At 69.2% G+C, this 15,764-nt stretch carries 19 protein-coding genes and 1 tRNA gene; 8 read left to right on the top strand and 12 right to left on the bottom strand.

Annotated elements, in window-relative coordinates; genetic code table 11:
* Positions 1 to 35 precede the first annotated feature (35 nt).
* Positions 36 to 125, bottom strand: a tRNA-Ser gene (locus P6F26_RS02590).
* Between the two features lie 95 nt (positions 126 to 220).
* Entirely contained in the window at positions 221 to 1,318 is a 1,098-nt protein-coding gene (gene ychF / locus P6F26_RS02585; RefSeq protein WP_278027081.1) for a redox-regulated ATPase YchF, read from the bottom strand.
* A gap of 105 nt (positions 1,319 to 1,423) precedes the next feature.
* Between ychF and P6F26_RS02580 the strand changes: the two genes are divergently transcribed.
* Positions 1,424 to 1,843 carry a VOC family protein gene (locus P6F26_RS02580; protein WP_278027080.1) on the top strand — a complete coding sequence of 140 codons (420 nt, stop codon included), beginning with the start codon at positions 1,424 to 1,426 and terminating at the stop codon, positions 1,841 to 1,843.
* A gap of 81 nt (positions 1,844 to 1,924) precedes the next feature.
* The gene (gene trpA / locus P6F26_RS02575) at positions 1,925 to 2,719 is read left to right on the top strand and encodes a tryptophan synthase subunit alpha (protein WP_278027079.1); all 795 of its coding nucleotides are present in this window, start codon (positions 1,925 to 1,927) and stop codon (positions 2,717 to 2,719) included.
* Here the strand turns inward: trpA and P6F26_RS02570 are convergent.
* Together P6F26_RS02570 and P6F26_RS02565 are read right to left on the bottom strand one after the other, a co-directional pair.
* Positions 2,716 to 3,198, bottom strand: coding sequence for a MarR family winged helix-turn-helix transcriptional regulator (locus P6F26_RS02570; RefSeq protein ID WP_278027078.1), 483 nt, complete (start codon positions 3,196 to 3,198; stop codon positions 2,716 to 2,718). The two genes, trpA and P6F26_RS02570, sit on opposite strands and share 4 nt — an antisense overlap.
* Positions 3,188 to 4,330 (bottom strand): Acg family FMN-binding oxidoreductase, encoded by a 1,143-nt coding sequence (locus tag P6F26_RS02565; RefSeq protein ID WP_278027077.1) that lies wholly within the window; start codon positions 4,328 to 4,330, stop codon positions 3,188 to 3,190. The genes P6F26_RS02570 and P6F26_RS02565 overlap by 11 nt, the downstream gene beginning before the upstream one ends.
* Before the next feature lie 131 nt (positions 4,331 to 4,461).
* Between P6F26_RS02565 and P6F26_RS02560 the strand changes: the two genes are divergently transcribed.
* Positions 4,462 to 5,625, top strand: coding sequence for an alpha-hydroxy acid oxidase (locus P6F26_RS02560; protein WP_278027076.1), 1,164 nt, complete (start codon positions 4,462 to 4,464; stop codon positions 5,623 to 5,625).
* 60 nt (positions 5,626 to 5,685) lie between these two features.
* Positions 5,686 to 6,138: a ferritin-like domain-containing protein gene (locus P6F26_RS02555; protein ID WP_278027075.1), complete on the top strand. Its 453-nt coding sequence runs from the start codon at positions 5,686 to 5,688 to the stop codon at positions 6,136 to 6,138.
* 7 nt (positions 6,139 to 6,145) lie between these two features.
* Here the strand turns inward: P6F26_RS02555 and P6F26_RS02550 are convergent, their stop codons facing one another.
* Complete coding sequence (locus tag P6F26_RS02550) at positions 6,146 to 7,294, bottom strand: MFS transporter (RefSeq protein ID WP_278027074.1); 1,149 nt, start codon at positions 7,292 to 7,294, stop codon at positions 6,146 to 6,148.
* Positions 7,295 to 7,516: 222 nt separating this feature from the next.
* Between P6F26_RS02550 and P6F26_RS02545 the strand changes: the two genes are divergently transcribed.
* Positions 7,517 to 8,146 carry a 50S ribosomal protein L25/general stress protein Ctc gene (locus P6F26_RS02545; protein ID WP_278027073.1) on the top strand — a complete coding sequence of 210 codons (630 nt, stop codon included), beginning with the start codon at positions 7,517 to 7,519 and terminating at the stop codon, positions 8,144 to 8,146.
* 81 nt (positions 8,147 to 8,227) lie between these two features.
* On the opposite strand, the gene P6F26_RS02540 is transcribed toward P6F26_RS02545, so the two are convergent.
* Complete coding sequence (locus tag P6F26_RS02540) at positions 8,228 to 9,268, bottom strand: zinc-binding dehydrogenase (RefSeq protein ID WP_278027072.1); 1,041 nt, start codon at positions 9,266 to 9,268, stop codon at positions 8,228 to 8,230.
* Positions 9,269 to 9,380: 112 nt separating this feature from the next.
* Here P6F26_RS02540 and pth point away from each other — a divergent pair, with 112 nt between their 5' ends.
* The 3 genes from pth (at position 9,381) to P6F26_RS02525 (ending at position 11,566) form a co-directional block, all read left to right on the top strand.
* Positions 9,381 to 10,073, top strand: a complete 693-nt coding sequence (gene pth / locus P6F26_RS02535) for an aminoacyl-tRNA hydrolase (RefSeq protein ID WP_278027071.1) — start codon at positions 9,381 to 9,383, stop codon at positions 10,071 to 10,073.
* A complete protein-coding gene (locus P6F26_RS02530) occupies positions 10,070 to 11,116 on the top strand; it encodes a DUF2332 domain-containing protein (protein ID WP_278027070.1) in 1,047 nt (348 codons plus the stop codon). The genes pth and P6F26_RS02530 overlap by 4 nt, the downstream gene beginning before the upstream one ends.
* 66 nt (positions 11,117 to 11,182) lie before the next feature.
* Positions 11,183 to 11,566, top strand: a complete 384-nt coding sequence (locus tag P6F26_RS02525) for a DUF2237 family protein (RefSeq protein ID WP_278027069.1) — start codon at positions 11,183 to 11,185, stop codon at positions 11,564 to 11,566.
* On the opposite strand, the gene P6F26_RS02520 is transcribed toward P6F26_RS02525, so the two are convergent.
* The 6 genes from P6F26_RS02520 to P6F26_RS02495 form a co-directional block, all read right to left on the bottom strand.
* Positions 11,545 to 12,105 (bottom strand): helix-turn-helix transcriptional regulator, encoded by a 561-nt coding sequence (locus tag P6F26_RS02520; protein WP_278027068.1) that lies wholly within the window; start codon positions 12,103 to 12,105, stop codon positions 11,545 to 11,547. The two genes, P6F26_RS02525 and P6F26_RS02520, sit on opposite strands and share 22 nt — an antisense overlap.
* Before the next feature lie 24 nt (positions 12,106 to 12,129).
* Positions 12,130 to 12,561: a hypothetical protein gene (locus P6F26_RS02515; protein WP_278027067.1), complete on the bottom strand. Its 432-nt coding sequence runs from the start codon at positions 12,559 to 12,561 to the stop codon at positions 12,130 to 12,132.
* A gap of 89 nt (positions 12,562 to 12,650) precedes the next feature.
* Complete coding sequence (locus P6F26_RS02510) at positions 12,651 to 13,097, bottom strand: hypothetical protein (protein ID WP_278027066.1); 447 nt, start codon at positions 13,095 to 13,097, stop codon at positions 12,651 to 12,653.
* Positions 13,098 to 13,265: 168 nt separating this feature from the next.
* Positions 13,266 to 14,492 carry a tryptophan synthase subunit beta gene (trpB, locus tag P6F26_RS02505; protein ID WP_278027065.1) on the bottom strand — a complete coding sequence of 409 codons (1,227 nt, stop codon included), beginning with the start codon at positions 14,490 to 14,492 and terminating at the stop codon, positions 13,266 to 13,268.
* Positions 14,493 to 14,619: 127 nt separating this feature from the next.
* Positions 14,620 to 15,039 (bottom strand): DUF7282 domain-containing protein, encoded by a 420-nt coding sequence (locus P6F26_RS02500; RefSeq protein WP_278027064.1) that lies wholly within the window; start codon positions 15,037 to 15,039, stop codon positions 14,620 to 14,622.
* Positions 15,040 to 15,119: 80 nt separating this feature from the next.
* Positions 15,120 to 15,764, bottom strand: a complete 645-nt coding sequence (locus tag P6F26_RS02495) for a phosphoribosylanthranilate isomerase (protein ID WP_278027063.1) — start codon at positions 15,762 to 15,764, stop codon at positions 15,120 to 15,122.

Genomic DNA, 15,764 nt, shown 5'->3' with positions numbered 1-15,764 from the left:
GGAAAAGCCTCGCAATAACAACACGTTATGTATGGTGGCGGAGACGAAGGGATTCGAACCCTCGAGACGGTTTCCCGCCTACTCCCTTAGCAGGGGAGCGCCTTCGACCACTCGGCCACGTCTCCGCCGACCCGTTTAGGCGAGTGTCCGGTCGGTCGCAAGGGATGATTGCCCGCCTTCGGGCCGCGCGCGGCGCGCGGGTGGCGGCGGGCTTCGTCGCTCAGGCGTTGAACAGGAAATGCAGCACGTCGCCGTCCTTGACGACGTAGGACTTGCCTTCCACGCGCATCCGGCCGGCATCCTTCGCGGCCTGCTCACCGCCGAGCGTCACGAAATCCTCGTAGGAGATCGTCTCGGCGCGGATGAAGCCCCGCTCGAAGTCGCCGTGGATGACGCCGGCCGCCTGCGGGGCGTGCGTGCCCTTGCGGATCGTCCAGGCGCGCGCCTCCTTGGGGCCGACGGTGAAGTAGGTCTCGAGGCGCAGAAGCTCGTAGCCCGCGCGGATCATCCGGTCGAGGCCCGCCTCCTCGAGGCCGAGCTCCGACAGGAACATCCCCGCCTCCTCGGGCTCGAGCTGCGCGATCTCCTCCTCGATCCGGGCCGAGATGACGACGTGGGCGGCCCCCTGCTCCTCGGCCATGCGGGCCACGCGCGCGCTTTGCTCGTTGCCGGTGGCGGCCTCGTCCTCGGCGACGTTGCAGACGTAGAGGATGGGCTTGGACGTCAGAAGCTGAAGCATCTGCCAGGCCTTCGCGTCCTCGGCGTCGACCTCGACGAGGCGGGCGGGCTTGCCCTGCTCGAGCATCGCCTTCGCCTGCTGCATCAGGCGCTCCTGCTGGATCGCCTCCTTGTCGCCGCCACGAACCTTCCGGACGATGTTCTGGAGGCGCTTCTCGATCGACTCGAGGTCCGCCAGCATCAGCTCGGTCTCGATGGTCTCGGCGTCGGCGACAGGATCGACCCGCCCCTCGACATGCGTCACGTCATCGTCCTCGAAGCAGCGCAGGACATGCGCGATGGCGTCCGTCTCGCGGATGTTGGCGAGAAACTGGTTGCCGAGGCCCTCGCCCTTCGACGCGCCCTTCACGAGGCCCGCGATGTCCACGAAGGTCATGCGCGCGGGGATCACCTGTTTCGACTTCGCGATGGCGGCCAGCCGGTCGAGCCGCGCGTCGGGCACCGCGACCTCGCCCACGTTGGGCTCGATCGTGCAGAACGGAAAGTTCGCCGCCTGCGCCGCCGCCGTGCGGGTCAGCGCGTTGAACAGCGTGGACTTGCCCACGTTCGGCAGTCCGACGATCCCGACCTTGAAGCCCATGAAGACCACCCCTTCGAAAAGACGCCGCATCTCTAAGGCGGGCGGGGGCGCGGGGCAACCGCAACCGTGATAGGATGGGGCGGTATCAGCACAAGGAGGCGCGCGATGCACGTCACCCCCTATCTCTTCTTTCCGGGCACCTGCGAGGAGGCGATGCTGTTCTACGCCGAGACGCTGGGGACCGACCCGCCGCATTTCGTGCGGATGAAGGACATGCCGCCCGAGGACCAGGCGCAGATGGCCGGGATGCCCCCGGACGCCGTGATGAACGCGGGCCTGAAAAAGGGCGCCTTCGAGGTCATGGCCTCTGACACGCCGCCGGGCGAGGACGCGGGCATGGAGGGCGTGTCGCTTCACCTCGCGCTCGACGACGTGGCCGAGGCGCACCGCGTGTTCGACGTCTTCGCGGAGGGCGGCACGGTGGGGATGCCGATGGGCGCGACGTTCTGGACCCCCGCCTTCGGCACGGTGCGCGACCGTTTCGGCACGCGCTGGATGGTGTCGGTCGAGGACGGCGCGGCCTGAAGGCGCGCGGACGCCGCCGGCCATTGATTTCCCGCGCCACATGGCCCAAACCCGCGCGGGACCATCGTGACGGGGCAGGACATGACACGGATCGACGACACCTTCGCCAAGCTCAAGGACGAGGGGCGCAAGGCCTTCGTGGCCTACGTCATGGCGGGCGATCCCGACTACGAGACCTCGCTGGAGATCGTGAAGGCCCTGCCGCGCGCGGGCGTCGACATCATCGAGCTGGGGATGCCCTTCACCGATCCCATGGCCGACGGCGCGACGATCCAGCTTGCAGGGCAGCGTGCGCTGGAAGGCGGGCAGACGCTGGAGAAGACGCTGCAGATCGCGCGCGAGCTGCGCAAGGAAGACGACGCCACGCCGATCGTGATGATGGGTTACTACAATCCGATCTATTCCCGCGGCGTGGGCCGTTTCCTCGCCGACGCCAAGGAGGCCGGGATCGACGGGCTGATCGTGGTGGACCTGCCCCCCGAGGAGGATGACGAATTGTGCATCCCGGCGCAGAAGGCGGGGCTGAACTTCATCCGGCTGGCCACGCCCACGACCGACGACAAGCGCCTGCCCAAGGTGCTGACCAACACGTCGGGCTTCGTCTACTACGTCTCGATCACCGGCATCACCGGAGCGGCCGAGGCGCAGGCCGCCGACGTCGGCCCCGAGGTCGCGCGGATCAAGGCGCAGACCGACCTTCCGGTGATCGTGGGCTTCGGCATCAGGACGCCCGAGGCCGCCGAGGCCATCGCCGGCGTCGCGGATGGCTGCGTCGTCGGCTCGGCCATCGTGGGCGAGATCGCGGCAGGCAAGTCGGTGGACGAAATCGCGGCCTTCGTGAGGGGCCTGGCCGACGGCGCGCACCGCGCGGGCTAGAGCTTCTCGCGCGGCCGGGCGCCGACAAGGTCCCGGCTGTCGTCGAGAACGCGGCGCACCTCTTCCAGTCTCGGCAGAAGCTCGGCCAGAACCGTCCCGTCGATGCGGCCAAGCAACGCCTCGATGTCCGGCAGGAGCGCGGCGATGGCGTCCTCGCGAAAGGCGCGGCCCGCCTCCGTGATCCAGACCCGTTTCGACCTGCGGTCTTCGGGGTTAGCGCGCATCGAGATCCAGCCGCGCCGCTCCAGCAGCATCAGCGTATGGCTGAGCGTCGTCTTCGGCACCTGGAAGGCGCGGGCAAGCTCCAGCGGCGTGCGTCCGTCGGCCACCCGCACGAGGTGGTTCAGAACGCCGAAATGAGAGGCGAGCACGCCATGCGGCAGCCGCGCCTCGAACAGGGCGCGGCTGAGTTGTTCTATGATCGCGATCTCGTTGAAGACGCGGAAGACATCGCGCGGATCGACGGGCTCACCCGACAAGCTTCTCCTCCAGTGTCCAGCGCGGGCTGGGACCCACCTGCGGACCGTAGCCCAGTCTGGCCCACATTTGAACGGTCGCTCCGTCGGGGGCCAGCCTGTCATGGATCCCGGCATATAGCCCGGCCATTTCGGGATACTCCTGCAACGCCTGGCTCATGGGCTGCGTCCCGATCCCGAGCATCGTGGCGGCAAGGTTCACCCGGACCCAGTCGCGCCCCGCCGCGATCTGGTCCGAGCGGGTGTTTTGCGCCGACACGAGCCAGACGAAGCCCATCGCCGTATCGGCGTTGGCGAAGACGGCGGCGAGGCCCTGCCGGTATGCGACCGAGGATGTGTCGAGGGCGACCTCCCGGGAGAAAAGGCCGGTGCGCGCCATCGCCTCGAACGCCGGGCCGGAAAAGTCGATCCCGTCGGGGTTCGCCTCGACCTCGCGCCGGCCGATGCGGAAAAGATCGACACTTTCGCGGTAGGTGCGCGGGGTCTCGATCTCGATGCGGAGCGCCTCGTGGCTCAAGCTGCGCATCTCGGCCACGTCCGCCTCTGCGACGGTGCCACCTGCGCGCGTGCCATGGATCACCGCGGCCCGCAGCGTGTCGATGGCCGAGGCCGGCACGGGCCGGGCGGTGTCGTAAGGCTCTTTCAGCGAACGGCGGTCCGGCACGGCCGCGAAAAGGGGGTCGGGTGCGGCGTTCGTGGGCCGGAAACGGCAGATTGCGACCGGACGTCCGTCCAGCTCCGTGACGCTCTCGCCCTCGGGGAAAAGCTCCGCGTCCACCGCGAAACCGTCCTGCAGCGCGGCCATGCGCATGACCTCGAGGAAACATCCAAGGCCGATGACGATCTGGCGCGAGAACGGATCGGTGTGCGGCAGAAGCCGGTTCGTGTCGACGTGGAGGATCGCGGTGTCCGGCCGGGACAGGTCGATCAGCCAAGGCTGCCGGTTGTGCGGGTTCGGCGCAAGGATCGCCCAGCTCAGCGCCCTCATGCGGGGATCCCGGTAGCCGCCCGCGGCCTCCCACGGCTCCAGCGCGCGCTCGAGGGGGCGGGTGAGGGTGTAACCCGCGACGGCGCTGGCCGCGAGGATGGTTCCGCCCCCGAGGAGGGCAAGGGTCTTGCGGCGGGAAAGGGTCATGGCAGGCTCCATTAATACGATCTCGCATCACTTAATACGATATCGCACTAACTGTAAACCAATTTCGCCGCATGGACGTCCCCGCGCGCCATTGCTACGAAATTCCGACCACCGCGGAGGAGACGACTTTCATGCCGGTCATCACCGAGATCGAGGACCTCAGGCGCATCTATCGCCGCCGCGTGCCGAGGATGTTCTACGATTACGCGGAATCCGGCAGCTGGACCGAACAGACGTTCCGCGAGAATTCCTCGGACTTCGACGAGATCCGCCTGCGCCAGCGTATCGCCGTGGACATGGCGGGACGCACGACCCGGACCACGATGATCGGCCAGGACTACGCGATGCCCGTCGCGCTCGCCCCCGTGGGCCTGTGCGGGATGCAGTCGGCCGACGGCGAGATCAAGGCCGCGCGCGCGGCCGAGAAGTTCGACGTGCCCTTCACGCTCTCCACCATGTCGATCTGCTCGATCGAGGACGTGGCGCGCAACACCTCCGCTCCGTTCTGGTTCCAAGTCTACACGCTGAAGGACGACGACTTCATGAAGCGGCTCTTCGCGCGCGCGAAGGACGCGAAATGCTCGGCGCTCGTCATCACGGTCGATCTCCAGATCATGGGCCAGCGCCACCGCGACGTGAAGAACGGCCTCTCGGCCCCGCCCAAGCTGACGATCCCCACGATGCTGAACCTCGCCACGAAAGTGCCGTGGGGGCTGGAGATGCTGGGCACGCACCGGCGCTTCTTCGGCAATATCGTGGGCCACGCCAAGGGCGTGACCGATCCCTCCTCGCTCGCCTCGTGGACGGCCGAGGCGTTCGATCCCTCGCTCGACTGGGACAGGATCCGCGAGTTCCGCTCGTGGTGGGACGGGCCGGTGATCCTGAAGGGCATCCTCGACGAGGAGGACGCGAAGAAGGCGCTCGACGTGGGCGCGGACGCGATCGTGGTGTCGAACCACGGCGGGCGGCAGCTTGACGGGGCGCTGTCCTCGATCCGGATGCTGCCGCGCATCATGGACGCCGTCGGCGACAGGATAGAGGTGCATCTCGACAGCGGAATCCGCTCCGGTCAGGACGTGCTGAAGGCGCTGGCGCTTGGCGCGAAGGGGACCATGATCGGGCGGGCCTTCGTCTACGGCCTCGGCGCGATGGGCCAGAAGGGCGTGACCAAGGCGCTCGAGGTCATCCACAAGGAACTCGACACCACCATGGCGCTGTGCGGCGAGCGGGACGTGGCGAACCTCGGGCGGCACAACGTGCTCCTGCCCGAGGATTTCACGACCCGCTGGCGCTAGGCGCGGAACCCGCGACCTCCGTACGGGGTTTGCCCGGCAAGAAACCGGAGGACGCGGCACATGGCGACGCTGAAGGGCGGCGAACGCGACGCGAGGACGTTGCTGGAGCATCTGATCCGGCTCGAGCATGACGCGATCGCAGCCTTCGACGTCGCCATCGAGAGGCTGCAGGACAAGGCGCGCGCGCGGATGGTGCGCGCCTTTCGCGACGATCACATGCGCCATCTGGAAGAACTGGCCCGGCTTGCGGCGGCGCATCGCGCCCGCGATCCCGGCAAGGGCTCGATGAAGTCGCTGCTGGCGACCGGAAAGGTCAGGATGGCATCCCTGACGGGCGGCGACGCCGCGATCCTCGAGGCGATGAGCGCGAACGAGACGGACACCGTCACGGCCTACCTCAAGGCCTCGCGGAACCCACATGCCCCCGAGGACGCAAGACCGTTCCTCGACCAGGCGCTGGCCGACGAGGAGCGTCACAAGGCCTGGCTGGACACCGAGGCCGAGACCGCCTGAGACGCCGTCAGGCCGGTCCCGGTGTCCAGCGCCCGCGCAGCACGAGGGCCAGAAGCGGCGCGATCAGGGAAAGCGCGCCGACCACCGCGAAGGCCGTGCGCAGGCCATAGGCTTCGGACACCTGCCCCATCACGACCGGGGCCATGAGAAACGCGCCGAAACCCATCACGTTGACCCGCGCCACGGCGGCGGTGCGCCGGGACGGCGGCACGATCCGCCCGACCAGCGCCAGCGCCATGGGACCGACCACCGACATGCCGAGGCCCATGAGCCCGAAGCCGAGATAGGCGACCACGGGGCCTTGCGCCGCGGCGGCGAGGCCGGCCCCGATGCAGGCCATGACCGACCCCGCGGTGATGATGGTGGCGTCGGCGAACCGCCCCGCCGCGACCTGCCCAGCAAAACGCCCCGCCGCCATCGTCAGGCCCAGCACGGCGGGCCCGAACGCGCCCTCGGCCGCGCCGCCCGCAAGCGTGCGCTCGACGTGCAGCGCCGACCAGCTTTCGACGACCGCCTCGACGAAGTAGGCGATCAGGACGATGCCCCCGCACAGCAGGACCGCGCCGCCCGGCAGGCCCGCGGGGACGGTGCCGGTCTCGGCGACCTCGGCGGCCTCCATGCGCATCCACAGCGACAGCAGGACGACAGCGGCGGCGACGCCTGCGAAGATCGCGGCCGGGGCCAGCCCCGCCTCGCGTGCGATGCCGGTGGCGACGGCGCTCGCGGCATAGGCGACCGAGAACATGGCGTGGTTGGCGTTCATCAGGGGCGCGCGGTGCCGCGCCTCGAGCTCGGACACGCGCGAGTTCGACACGATGTCGAGCGTCCCCGAGCACAGCCCGACGACGATCATCGTCACGAAGAACGCCGCGGGCGCCCCGACGAGGCCCACGGCCAGCATCGAAAGCCCCGTCAAGGCGGCCGCCGCGGGCAGCGACAGCGCGGCGAGCCAGCGGTCGAAGGCCGGCGCCAGCCACAGCGTCAGCACAAGGCCGATCGGACTGCCCAGAAGGACGAGGCCAAAGACCGCGTCGTCGGCGCCGATCCGGGCCTTCAGCACCGGCAAGACGGCGGCGAAGCTGCCGAAGACGAGGCCCATCGCCACGAACCCCAGAACCGGGCGCAGCGAGGTGCGGAGAGCGGAGAGAACGGCCATGGGACGCCTCTGCCACGGGCCGCAAGGGTGCACAAGCGCAGGCGCGCGGGGTCCTCGCAGCCCCTGTTCGGCCTTCTATTACCCCCCGTGCGGCCCTGACGCGGACGCGCCGCGCGCCCCCGCTCATTGCGTCTTTTCTTTCGCGGCGATCTCGCCTATACGCGCGGCTTCATCGGGGCCCGACACCCTTGGAGGCAGCCCCCTCAGACATGGAGAATTGCAATGGCTGGTGAGATTCCAGATCTTATCGCCGAGGCACGGACGGGGACAGGCAAGGGGGCCGCCCGTCAAGCTCGCCGTGAAGGCAAGGTGCCCGGTGTGGTGTATGGCGGCGGCGGCGATCCGCTTCCGATCCAGATCCCCTTCAACGCCCTGATCAAGCGGCTGCGCGACGGCCGCTTCCTCTCGACGCTCTTCAACCTGAAGGTCGAGGGACAGGACGACGTGCGGGTGATCTGCCGCGGCGTGCAGCGCGACGTGGTCAAGGACCTGCCGACGCATGTCGACCTGATGCGCCTGCGCCGCACCTCGAAGGTCAACCTCTTCATCCCCGTCGAGTTCGTGAACCACGAAGCGTCGCCCGGCCTCAAGCGCGGCGGCGTCCTGACGGTTGTGCGCGCGGAAGTCGAGCTTTTCGTCACCGCGGGCGATATCCCCGAGAAGATCGTCGCGGACCTCAGCGGCCTGAACATCGGCGACGTGGTCCACATCTCGGACGTGCCGCTTCCCGAAGGCACCAAGCCCACGATCGATCGTGACTTCGTCATCGCCAACATCACCGCGCCCTCGGGCCTGGTGAGCGCCGACAACGCGGCCGAAGAGGCCGAAGGCGAAGGCGAGGCCGAGGAATAAGGCCACCGGCCCACCGGCCGCGCACCAGCTTCAGGGACCGCCACGCCGATCCGGCCTGGCGGTCCTTTCGTTATGGTCCGGTCATTCAGGGGCCGCGCCTGCGCCGCCGAGGCCAAGGTCCTCGGCCCCTGGCGCGATCAGGATCTTGCCGGCGCTCGTCCGCGCGGCATGGCGGGCCACCGCCTCGGGCGCGTCCGCAAGCTCGCAGACATCCGCCACCCGGCTCTCCGCGAAGCCGCCCTGCAACGCCTTCGTCACCTGCCGCGCCATCCACAGCCGTTCGGGAAGGCTGCGCCCGGCCAGCCAGCGCGACAGCCAGAAGCCGCGCACCGTCAGGCCCTTGAAGATCATCGTGCCGGGATGGAGGCGCGCCGCCTCCTGCGCGAGACCGCCATAAAGCACGATCTCCCCCTTCCCGCGCAGCGCCTCCCCGAGGCGGAACGTCATTCCGCCGCCGACCGCGTCGAAGGCCATCCTGCATCGAAGCTGGCGGCAGGTGGCGGCAAGCGCCTCGTCGAAATCGTCGCGGTCGGTCGATAGGACATGGCGCGCGCCCTCGCGCCTCAGCGCCTCGGCCTGATCCTCCCGGCGCACGACGTCGATGATCTTCAGCCCTCGCGCGCGGGCGCGGGCGCGGATCATGCGGCCAAGCGCCCCGCCCGCCGCCGTCGAGACGGCCGACCAGTGCCCGCCCCTGCGCGCGATCCCGACCAGCGCGATCGCCGTCAGCGGGTTGACGAAGCTCATCGCCGCGGGCCCGAGGGCCGTGTCGCGCGGCAGCGCCACGCAGCGCGCCGCCTGCGTCACGGCATACTCCGCCCACAGCCCCTGGCGGTCCGCCACGCAAGACACTGCGCGTCCACGCAGCGCGCGCGCCAGCAGCCCGCCGCCGTCGGCCACCACCCGGCCCGATCCCTCGAGGCCAGGCACAAGCGGGAATTGCCAGCCGATCCCGTACTCGCCCGCGATCGTCGACATGTCGGAGGGATTGATCGGCGAGGCGGCGATGCGCACCAGCACCTCGCCATGTCCGGGCCGCGGCACCGGGCGGATCTCGACGCGCGGGGCGGCGCCGGGCGCGGGCACCACGAGGGCGCGCATCGTCTGGGGTATCTCGGTCATCGCGGGTCTCCTCGGGCGTGCGTCGCCTGCCCTGCGCCAGCCTGCCATGCCGGATCGAGCCTTGGCAAACGCCGCCCGTGCTGGCATCACGCCCCGCAACGAAGGACATGACATGAAACTCTGGGTCGGCCTCGGCAATCCGGGCGCGAAATACGCGGGCAACCGTCACAACATCGGCTGGATGGCGGTGGAGCGCATCGCCGGGGATCACGGCTTCGCGCCGTGGCGGTCGAAGTTCCAGGGCTCCGTGAGCGAGGGGGTTCTGGGCGGAGAGAAGGTCCTGCTCCTGCGACCGGAGACCTTCATGAACCTGTCCGGCCAGTCGGTCGGCGAGGCGCTGCGCTTCTACAAGCTGACGCCGGACGATCTCACCGTGTTCCACGACGAGTTGGACCTGGCACCCGGCAAGGTTCGGCTGAAGCAGGGCGGCGGCCATGCCGGCCACAACGGGCTGCGCTCGATCCATCAGCATTGCGGGTCCGACTACGCGCGGGTGCGCCTCGGCATCGGGCATCCCGGCCACAAGGACCGGGTCGCGGGCTACGTCCTGTCGGATTTCGCGAAGGCCGACGGCGACTGGCTCGACGACGTGCTGCGCGGCGTGTCGGACGGCGCGCCGGACCTGGCGGCGGGGGACGGCGCGAAGTTCCTGAACGCGGTCGCGCGGCGCACCGCGCCCGCGCGCAACGAGGGCGCGAAACCGGACCCGAAGCCGTCCGGAAAGCCCGCGCCGGCCGACGACGGGACGCCGGCCGGCGCGGAGGCGAAATCGCCCATCCAGAAACTCATGGACAAGTTCCGGTGACCGGAACCGAAGGCCGCGTCAGATCGGCCTTCCACAGCCAGGGAAAAAGCTGCGCGCTGCTGGGCTCGCCCTTCATGGGCAGGCTGATGCCGCTCGTGGCGGAGCGGCTGACGCCCGATACCGCGCCCGGCGCGCGCATCCTTGGCTGGGAGGGCGATGTCGGGCCGGCGGGACAGTCGGTTCCCCTCAGGCTAGCGGGCGCGCTTCATGCGCTGGTGCTCGAGGGGGTGGATGCCGAACTCGCCGCCGCCTACCCGCCCGCCGAGGTCGACGACGACACGCTCTGGCGGGCCGTGCACGGCGCGCTCGGCCGGCACGCGGGGCGCATCGGCACATGGCTCGACCAGGCGCCCCAGACCAACGAGGTGCGGCGCGCCTGCGTTCTTCTTCCCGCTCTCTGGTGGCTTCTGGAGCGGACCGGCGCGATGCCCATCGAGCTCGGCGAGCTTGGCGCAAGCGCGGGGCTGAACCTGTCGCTCGACCGCTTCGCCATCGTCACGCCTCACGGCCTCGCCGGGCCCGAGGGGTCGCCGGTCACGCTGCGCCCCGAATGGCGCGGCGCGCCGCCGCCGCCCCGGCCCGTCACCGTCGGGGAGCGCGCGGGCGTCGACCTGAACCCGCTCGACCCGGCGGATGCCGCGGACGCGCTCAGGCTTCTGTCGTTCCTGTGGCCCGACCAGCCCGAGCGCATGACGCTGACGCGCGGCGCCATCGCGCTGGCCTCCACGCGCCCCGACGCGGGCGACGCCGCCGGCTGGCTCGCCGCGCGGCTGAAATCCCGCGCGGCGGGGCGGCTTCACGTCGTCTTCAGCACCATCGCGTGGCAGTATTTCCCGCACGACACCCAGACCGCCTGCACCGCCGCACTGGAGGCGGCGGGCCGGGACGCCACCCCCGCATCGCCCCTCGCCCATGTCGCCTTCGAAAGCGACGGCCGCCGTGACGGGGCGGCGTTGCGCGTCCGTCTCTGGCCACAGGCGCCCGCGCCCCAGATGCTCGCGCGTGCGGATTTTCACGGCCGCTGGGTCGATTGGTGCGGTTAACATTTGCGCTTAACGACAGGGCTGTTAGCCTTCCGCATCTGTAAAGTACGAACGGGGGAAGTTCTCATGCCATTCGAGATGGATGCATCCATCAACGTTATGGGCCAGGCACTGCAAAGCTGTTCGCGCGATCCCATGACCGGCTTCTTCCGAACCGGAAGCTGCGAGACCTGTGTGGAGGACCGCGGCATTCATACCGTCTGCGCAGTGATGACCGAGGAATTCCTCGCCTTCTCGAAATACGTCGGCAACGACCTGTCGACGCCGCGGCCCGAATCCTCCTTCAACGGCCTGAAGCCCGGCGACCAGTGGTGCCTGTGCGCCTCGCGCTTTCTGCAGGCGCATCACGAGGGCGTCGCGCCCCGCGTGAACCTGCCGGCCACGCACGAGCGCACGCTCGACGTCGTTCCTCTGGAGGTGCTGGAGGCCTACGCGCTCGACGGGTCCTGAGGCTCGGGCGCCGCGCCGCGCCCGACGGGAACCGCGGCGGGCGCCTGCGGCGCGGGCGTGCCATCGAGAAGTTCGTCCACGAAAAGCGACAGAAGCTGCGGCCGGCCCGTCACGCCGGCCTTGCGGTAGATCGCGTTCGTCTGCGCCTTGACCGTGCCCTGCGATGTCTGCCGCAGGCTCGCGATTTCGGCGATGGACATGCCCTTGAGCGCGAAAAGCGCGACATCGCGCTCGGCCGGGGTCAGAGTCCATTCAGCGAACCGTTCCTCGACGATCTCCATGAACGCGCCCGACGCCGCCCGCAGCGAGCGCTCCATCGAGCGGGTCCTGCGCAGGGACGCCCTGAGCAGAAGCGCACCCAGAACGACGCCGAGGATGAGGCCGATCGCGGCGGCAAGCTCCATGACCTCCCGGTAGGCCCACGGGATCGGGCCAATGGGCGCGCCCACGACCGTCAGCAGGATGTCGGACACGAAGAAGAAGCCGCAAAGCGACTGCACGACGAGGATCGCCCCGAATATCCAGGGCTGGTTCAGCATTCCCCCTGCCCGGGACCGGCCGGATCAGTCGTCATCGTCATCGCCACCATCATCGTCGTCATCGTCGTCATCGCCGCCGCGGTCGTCATCGTCGTCGTCATCATCATCGTCGTCGTCGTCGTCGCGACCGTCGTCATCGCGGCCCGACATGCGGTCGTCCTCGTCGCTGTCGTCTCCCGGCGACGGCCCGATCGAGGGATCTCCGCTTCGGTCCGTGGTGTAGTCGCGCAGGATCGTGCCGTTGCGGGGATCGAGCACGATCTCCCGGTCGAGATCGCCGCGGCGGGACAGGACGCGAACCCGGCCAAGAAGCGTCCGGCGCACCATCGTCACCTCGAACCCCTGCTGCCGCAACTGACGGACGACGGACCGCGTGGCACGGTCCTCCTGCGCCGCGGCGGGGCCCGCGGCGAGGACGGCGGCGGAAACGCCGATCAGGAAAGCGCGCCGGTTCATGCCCATGCCCGCGGTCACCCCTCGCAGAACCCCGCCGGACACTGGCCGGCGGGGCAGATCATCAGATCGCGAGACCACCTTGCGGCGCCTCAGTCGTCGTCGTCATCATCATCATCATCGTCGTCGCCGCCACGGTCATCGTCGCCGCGGTCGTCGTCGTCATCATCATCGTCGTCATCATCGTCGTCGTCGCGATCGTCGTCGTCATCATCGTCGTCGCGATCGTCGTCATCATCATCATCGTCGTCGTCGGGATCTTCGCCGGTATAGCCGGGCCCGTAGGCGTCGTCGTCCTCCACTTCCGAGCGCAGCAGATTGCCCTGCCCGTCGTAGTAGAAGTCGCCCTCGCGGCCGCCGCCATAGGCCTCGACCTCGAAGGTGCCGTCACGCTCGATGTCGATCTCGATGCGGACATAGCCGTCCGCCACGAGTTCGTCGACGATGCGGTCGATGACCTCCTGCGATTGCGCGGAAGCGGCCGAGGCGACCACCGCGATCGCGAGGGCGGAGGACGTGAGAAGTCTTGTCTTTCGCATGAACATGCTCCGTGGGGCTTGCGTTTCGTCGTCGACGCCGCCCGACCGGCGGCAGCCATCGGCAAGGTCCTGCCCTGCCGGACACGGCTGCTACATTGGCACGGAGTTTAGACCGCAAACCATAAACGCAAGCTCGACGGCGATAAACCAAAGGACTAGGGGGGGCGCTCAGCCCGTCATGTCCCATCCCAGCGCACGCGCGACCGTGAAAATGTCCTTGTCGCCCCGGCCGCACATGTTCATCACCAGCAGGTGATCGGACGGAAGGTCGGGCGCGATCTTGGTAACGTGCGCCAGCGCGTGGGACGGCTCCAGCGCGGGAATGATCCCCTCCGTCTCGCACGACAGCTGGAACGCCGCGAGCGCCTCGGCATCCGTGATCGAGACGTATTGCGCACGACCGATATCGTGGAGCCACGCGTGTTCCGGCCCGATGCCCGGATAGTCGAGGCCCGCCGAGATCGAATGCCCCTCGAGGATCTGCCCGTCCTCGTCCTGCAGCAGGTACGTCCGGTTGCCGTGCAGGACGCCCGGACGCCCGCCGGTCAACGAGGCGCAATGCTCCATCTTCTCGTTGACGCCGTGGCCGCCGGCCTCGACGCCGATGATCGCCACCTCCTTGTCGTCGAGGAAGGGATAGAACAGGCCCATCGCGTTCGACCCGCCGCCGATCGCGGCGATGAGCGTGTCGGGCAGCCGGCCCTCGGCGGCCATCATCTGCTCCTTCGTCTCCTTGCCGATGATCGACTGGAAGTCGCGGACCATCGCCGGGTAGGGATGCGGGCCGGCCACGGTGCCGATGCAGTAGAACGTGTCGCGCACGTTCGTCACCCAGTCCCGCAGCGCGTCGTTCATGGCGTCCTTGAGCGTGCCGCGCCCGCTCGTCACCGGCACCACCTCGGCGCCCAGAAGCTTCATCCTGAACACGTTCGGCGCCTGCCGCTCCACGTCGGTCGCGCCCATGTAGACGATGCACTTCAGCCCGAACTTCGCGCAGACCGTCGCCGTCGCCACGCCATGCTGGCCCGCGCCAGTCTCGGCGATGATCCGGGTCTTGCCCATGCGGCGGGCGAGGATGATCTGGCCAAGGACGTTGTTGATCTTGTGCGCGCCGGTGTGGTTCAGCTCGTCGCGCTTGAAGTAGATCTTCGCGCCGCCCAGGCGCTCGGTCAGCCGCTCGGCGAAATAGAGCGGCGAGGGGCGGCCGACGTAATGCGTCCAGAGATCGTTCATCTCGTCCCAGAAGCTCTGGTCGGTCTTGGCGTTCTCGTACTGCGCCTCGAGCTCGAGGATCAGCGGCATGAGGGTCTCCGACACGAACCGCCCACCGAAATCGCCGAAGCGCCCCTTTTCGTCCGGGCCGGTCATGAAGCTGTTGAGGATGTCGTCGGGCATCGCGCCTGCTCCCATTTGGCGTGTTGCGGTGGTTCTAGCGCGCCCGCCGGGCGGGGGCCAACGCAAAAAGGGCCGCCGTGGGGACGGGCGGCCCTCAGGGGGCGCGATCGGGCGGATCGGTCGCGGATCAGCCGTCGCTGCCGGTCTCGCCCGCCTCCATCATCATCTCGAACGTGGTCAGGACGTGCTCCCCCTCGCGCGAGACGGGAAGATCCGCGATGCCCTCGCGGTACTGGAACCCCTCCTCGCCGGTTTCCTCGTAGAGCATGACAATGTAACGGCCGCCCGGCATGAAATCGCCGCGAACGATCACGTCCCGGGTCTCGCCTGCGGGGACCTCGGCAATGGCGACCGGCGCGCTTGCAGGCGCGCCTTCGGGGGTGTCCTCGGTCACGACGATATAGCCGGGCGTCTCGGCCACGACGTTGTCGAGGACGATCCCGCCGTCCTGGTGACGCGCCTCGCCGATGGCAGGTTGCGTGTCCTGGGCAAGCGCGGCTGGCGCGGCAAGCAGGGCGGCGGCTGCGCAGGCGGTGATGCGGATCATGGGCTTCTCCCTTTGCTGTGCGCTTGCGGGCACAACGAAGCGAGGCGGGGGGAAGGTTCCCCTTTCCGCTCGGGCCGGCGTCAGCCGTCGCGCAGCGCGCGGGCGAAAGCGGCCATGAGATCGGCGTCCTTGACGCCGCGCGCCGCCTCGACGCCCGAGGAGACGTCGACCTGCCGCGCGCCGGTCAGCCGGACGGCTTCCGCCACGTTCGCGGGCGTCAGGCCGCCGGCCAGCATCCACGGCCGCGTCCAGTATTTCCGGCCCGCCAGGAGCCGCCAGTCGAAGGACAGCCCGTTGCCGCCCGGCAGGTCGGCGCCCTCCACGGGCTTCGCGTCGATCAGGAGCTGGTCGGCCACCGCGGCGTAGCGGTCGATGGCGGCGAGGTCGCCGGGACCCGCGACGCCCAGCGCCTTCATCACCGGCAGGCCGTGGCGCGACCGCAGGGCCTCCACCCGCTCGGGCGGCTCCTCGCCGTGAAGCTGCAGCATGTCGAGCGGCACCGTCTCGACCAGCGCGTCCATCTGCGCGTCGTCGGCATCGACCGTCAGCGCGACCTTCGCCACACCCGGCGGCACTTCGAGCGCCAGCGCGCGCGCCTGCTCCAACGAGACGTTGCGCGGCGATCTGGGGAAGAACACGAAGCCGACGTAACGCGCTCCGCAGGCCGCGGCGGCGGCCACGTCCTCGGCGCGGGTCAGCCCGCAGAACTTGATGGCGACTGTCAT

It is taken from the genome of Roseicyclus salinarum, assembly GCF_029624655.1.
Taxonomy (GTDB): Bacteria; Pseudomonadota; Alphaproteobacteria; order Rhodobacterales; family Rhodobacteraceae; genus Roseibacterium; species Roseibacterium salinarum.
This window is presented reverse-complemented; position numbering and strand designations above follow the sequence as displayed.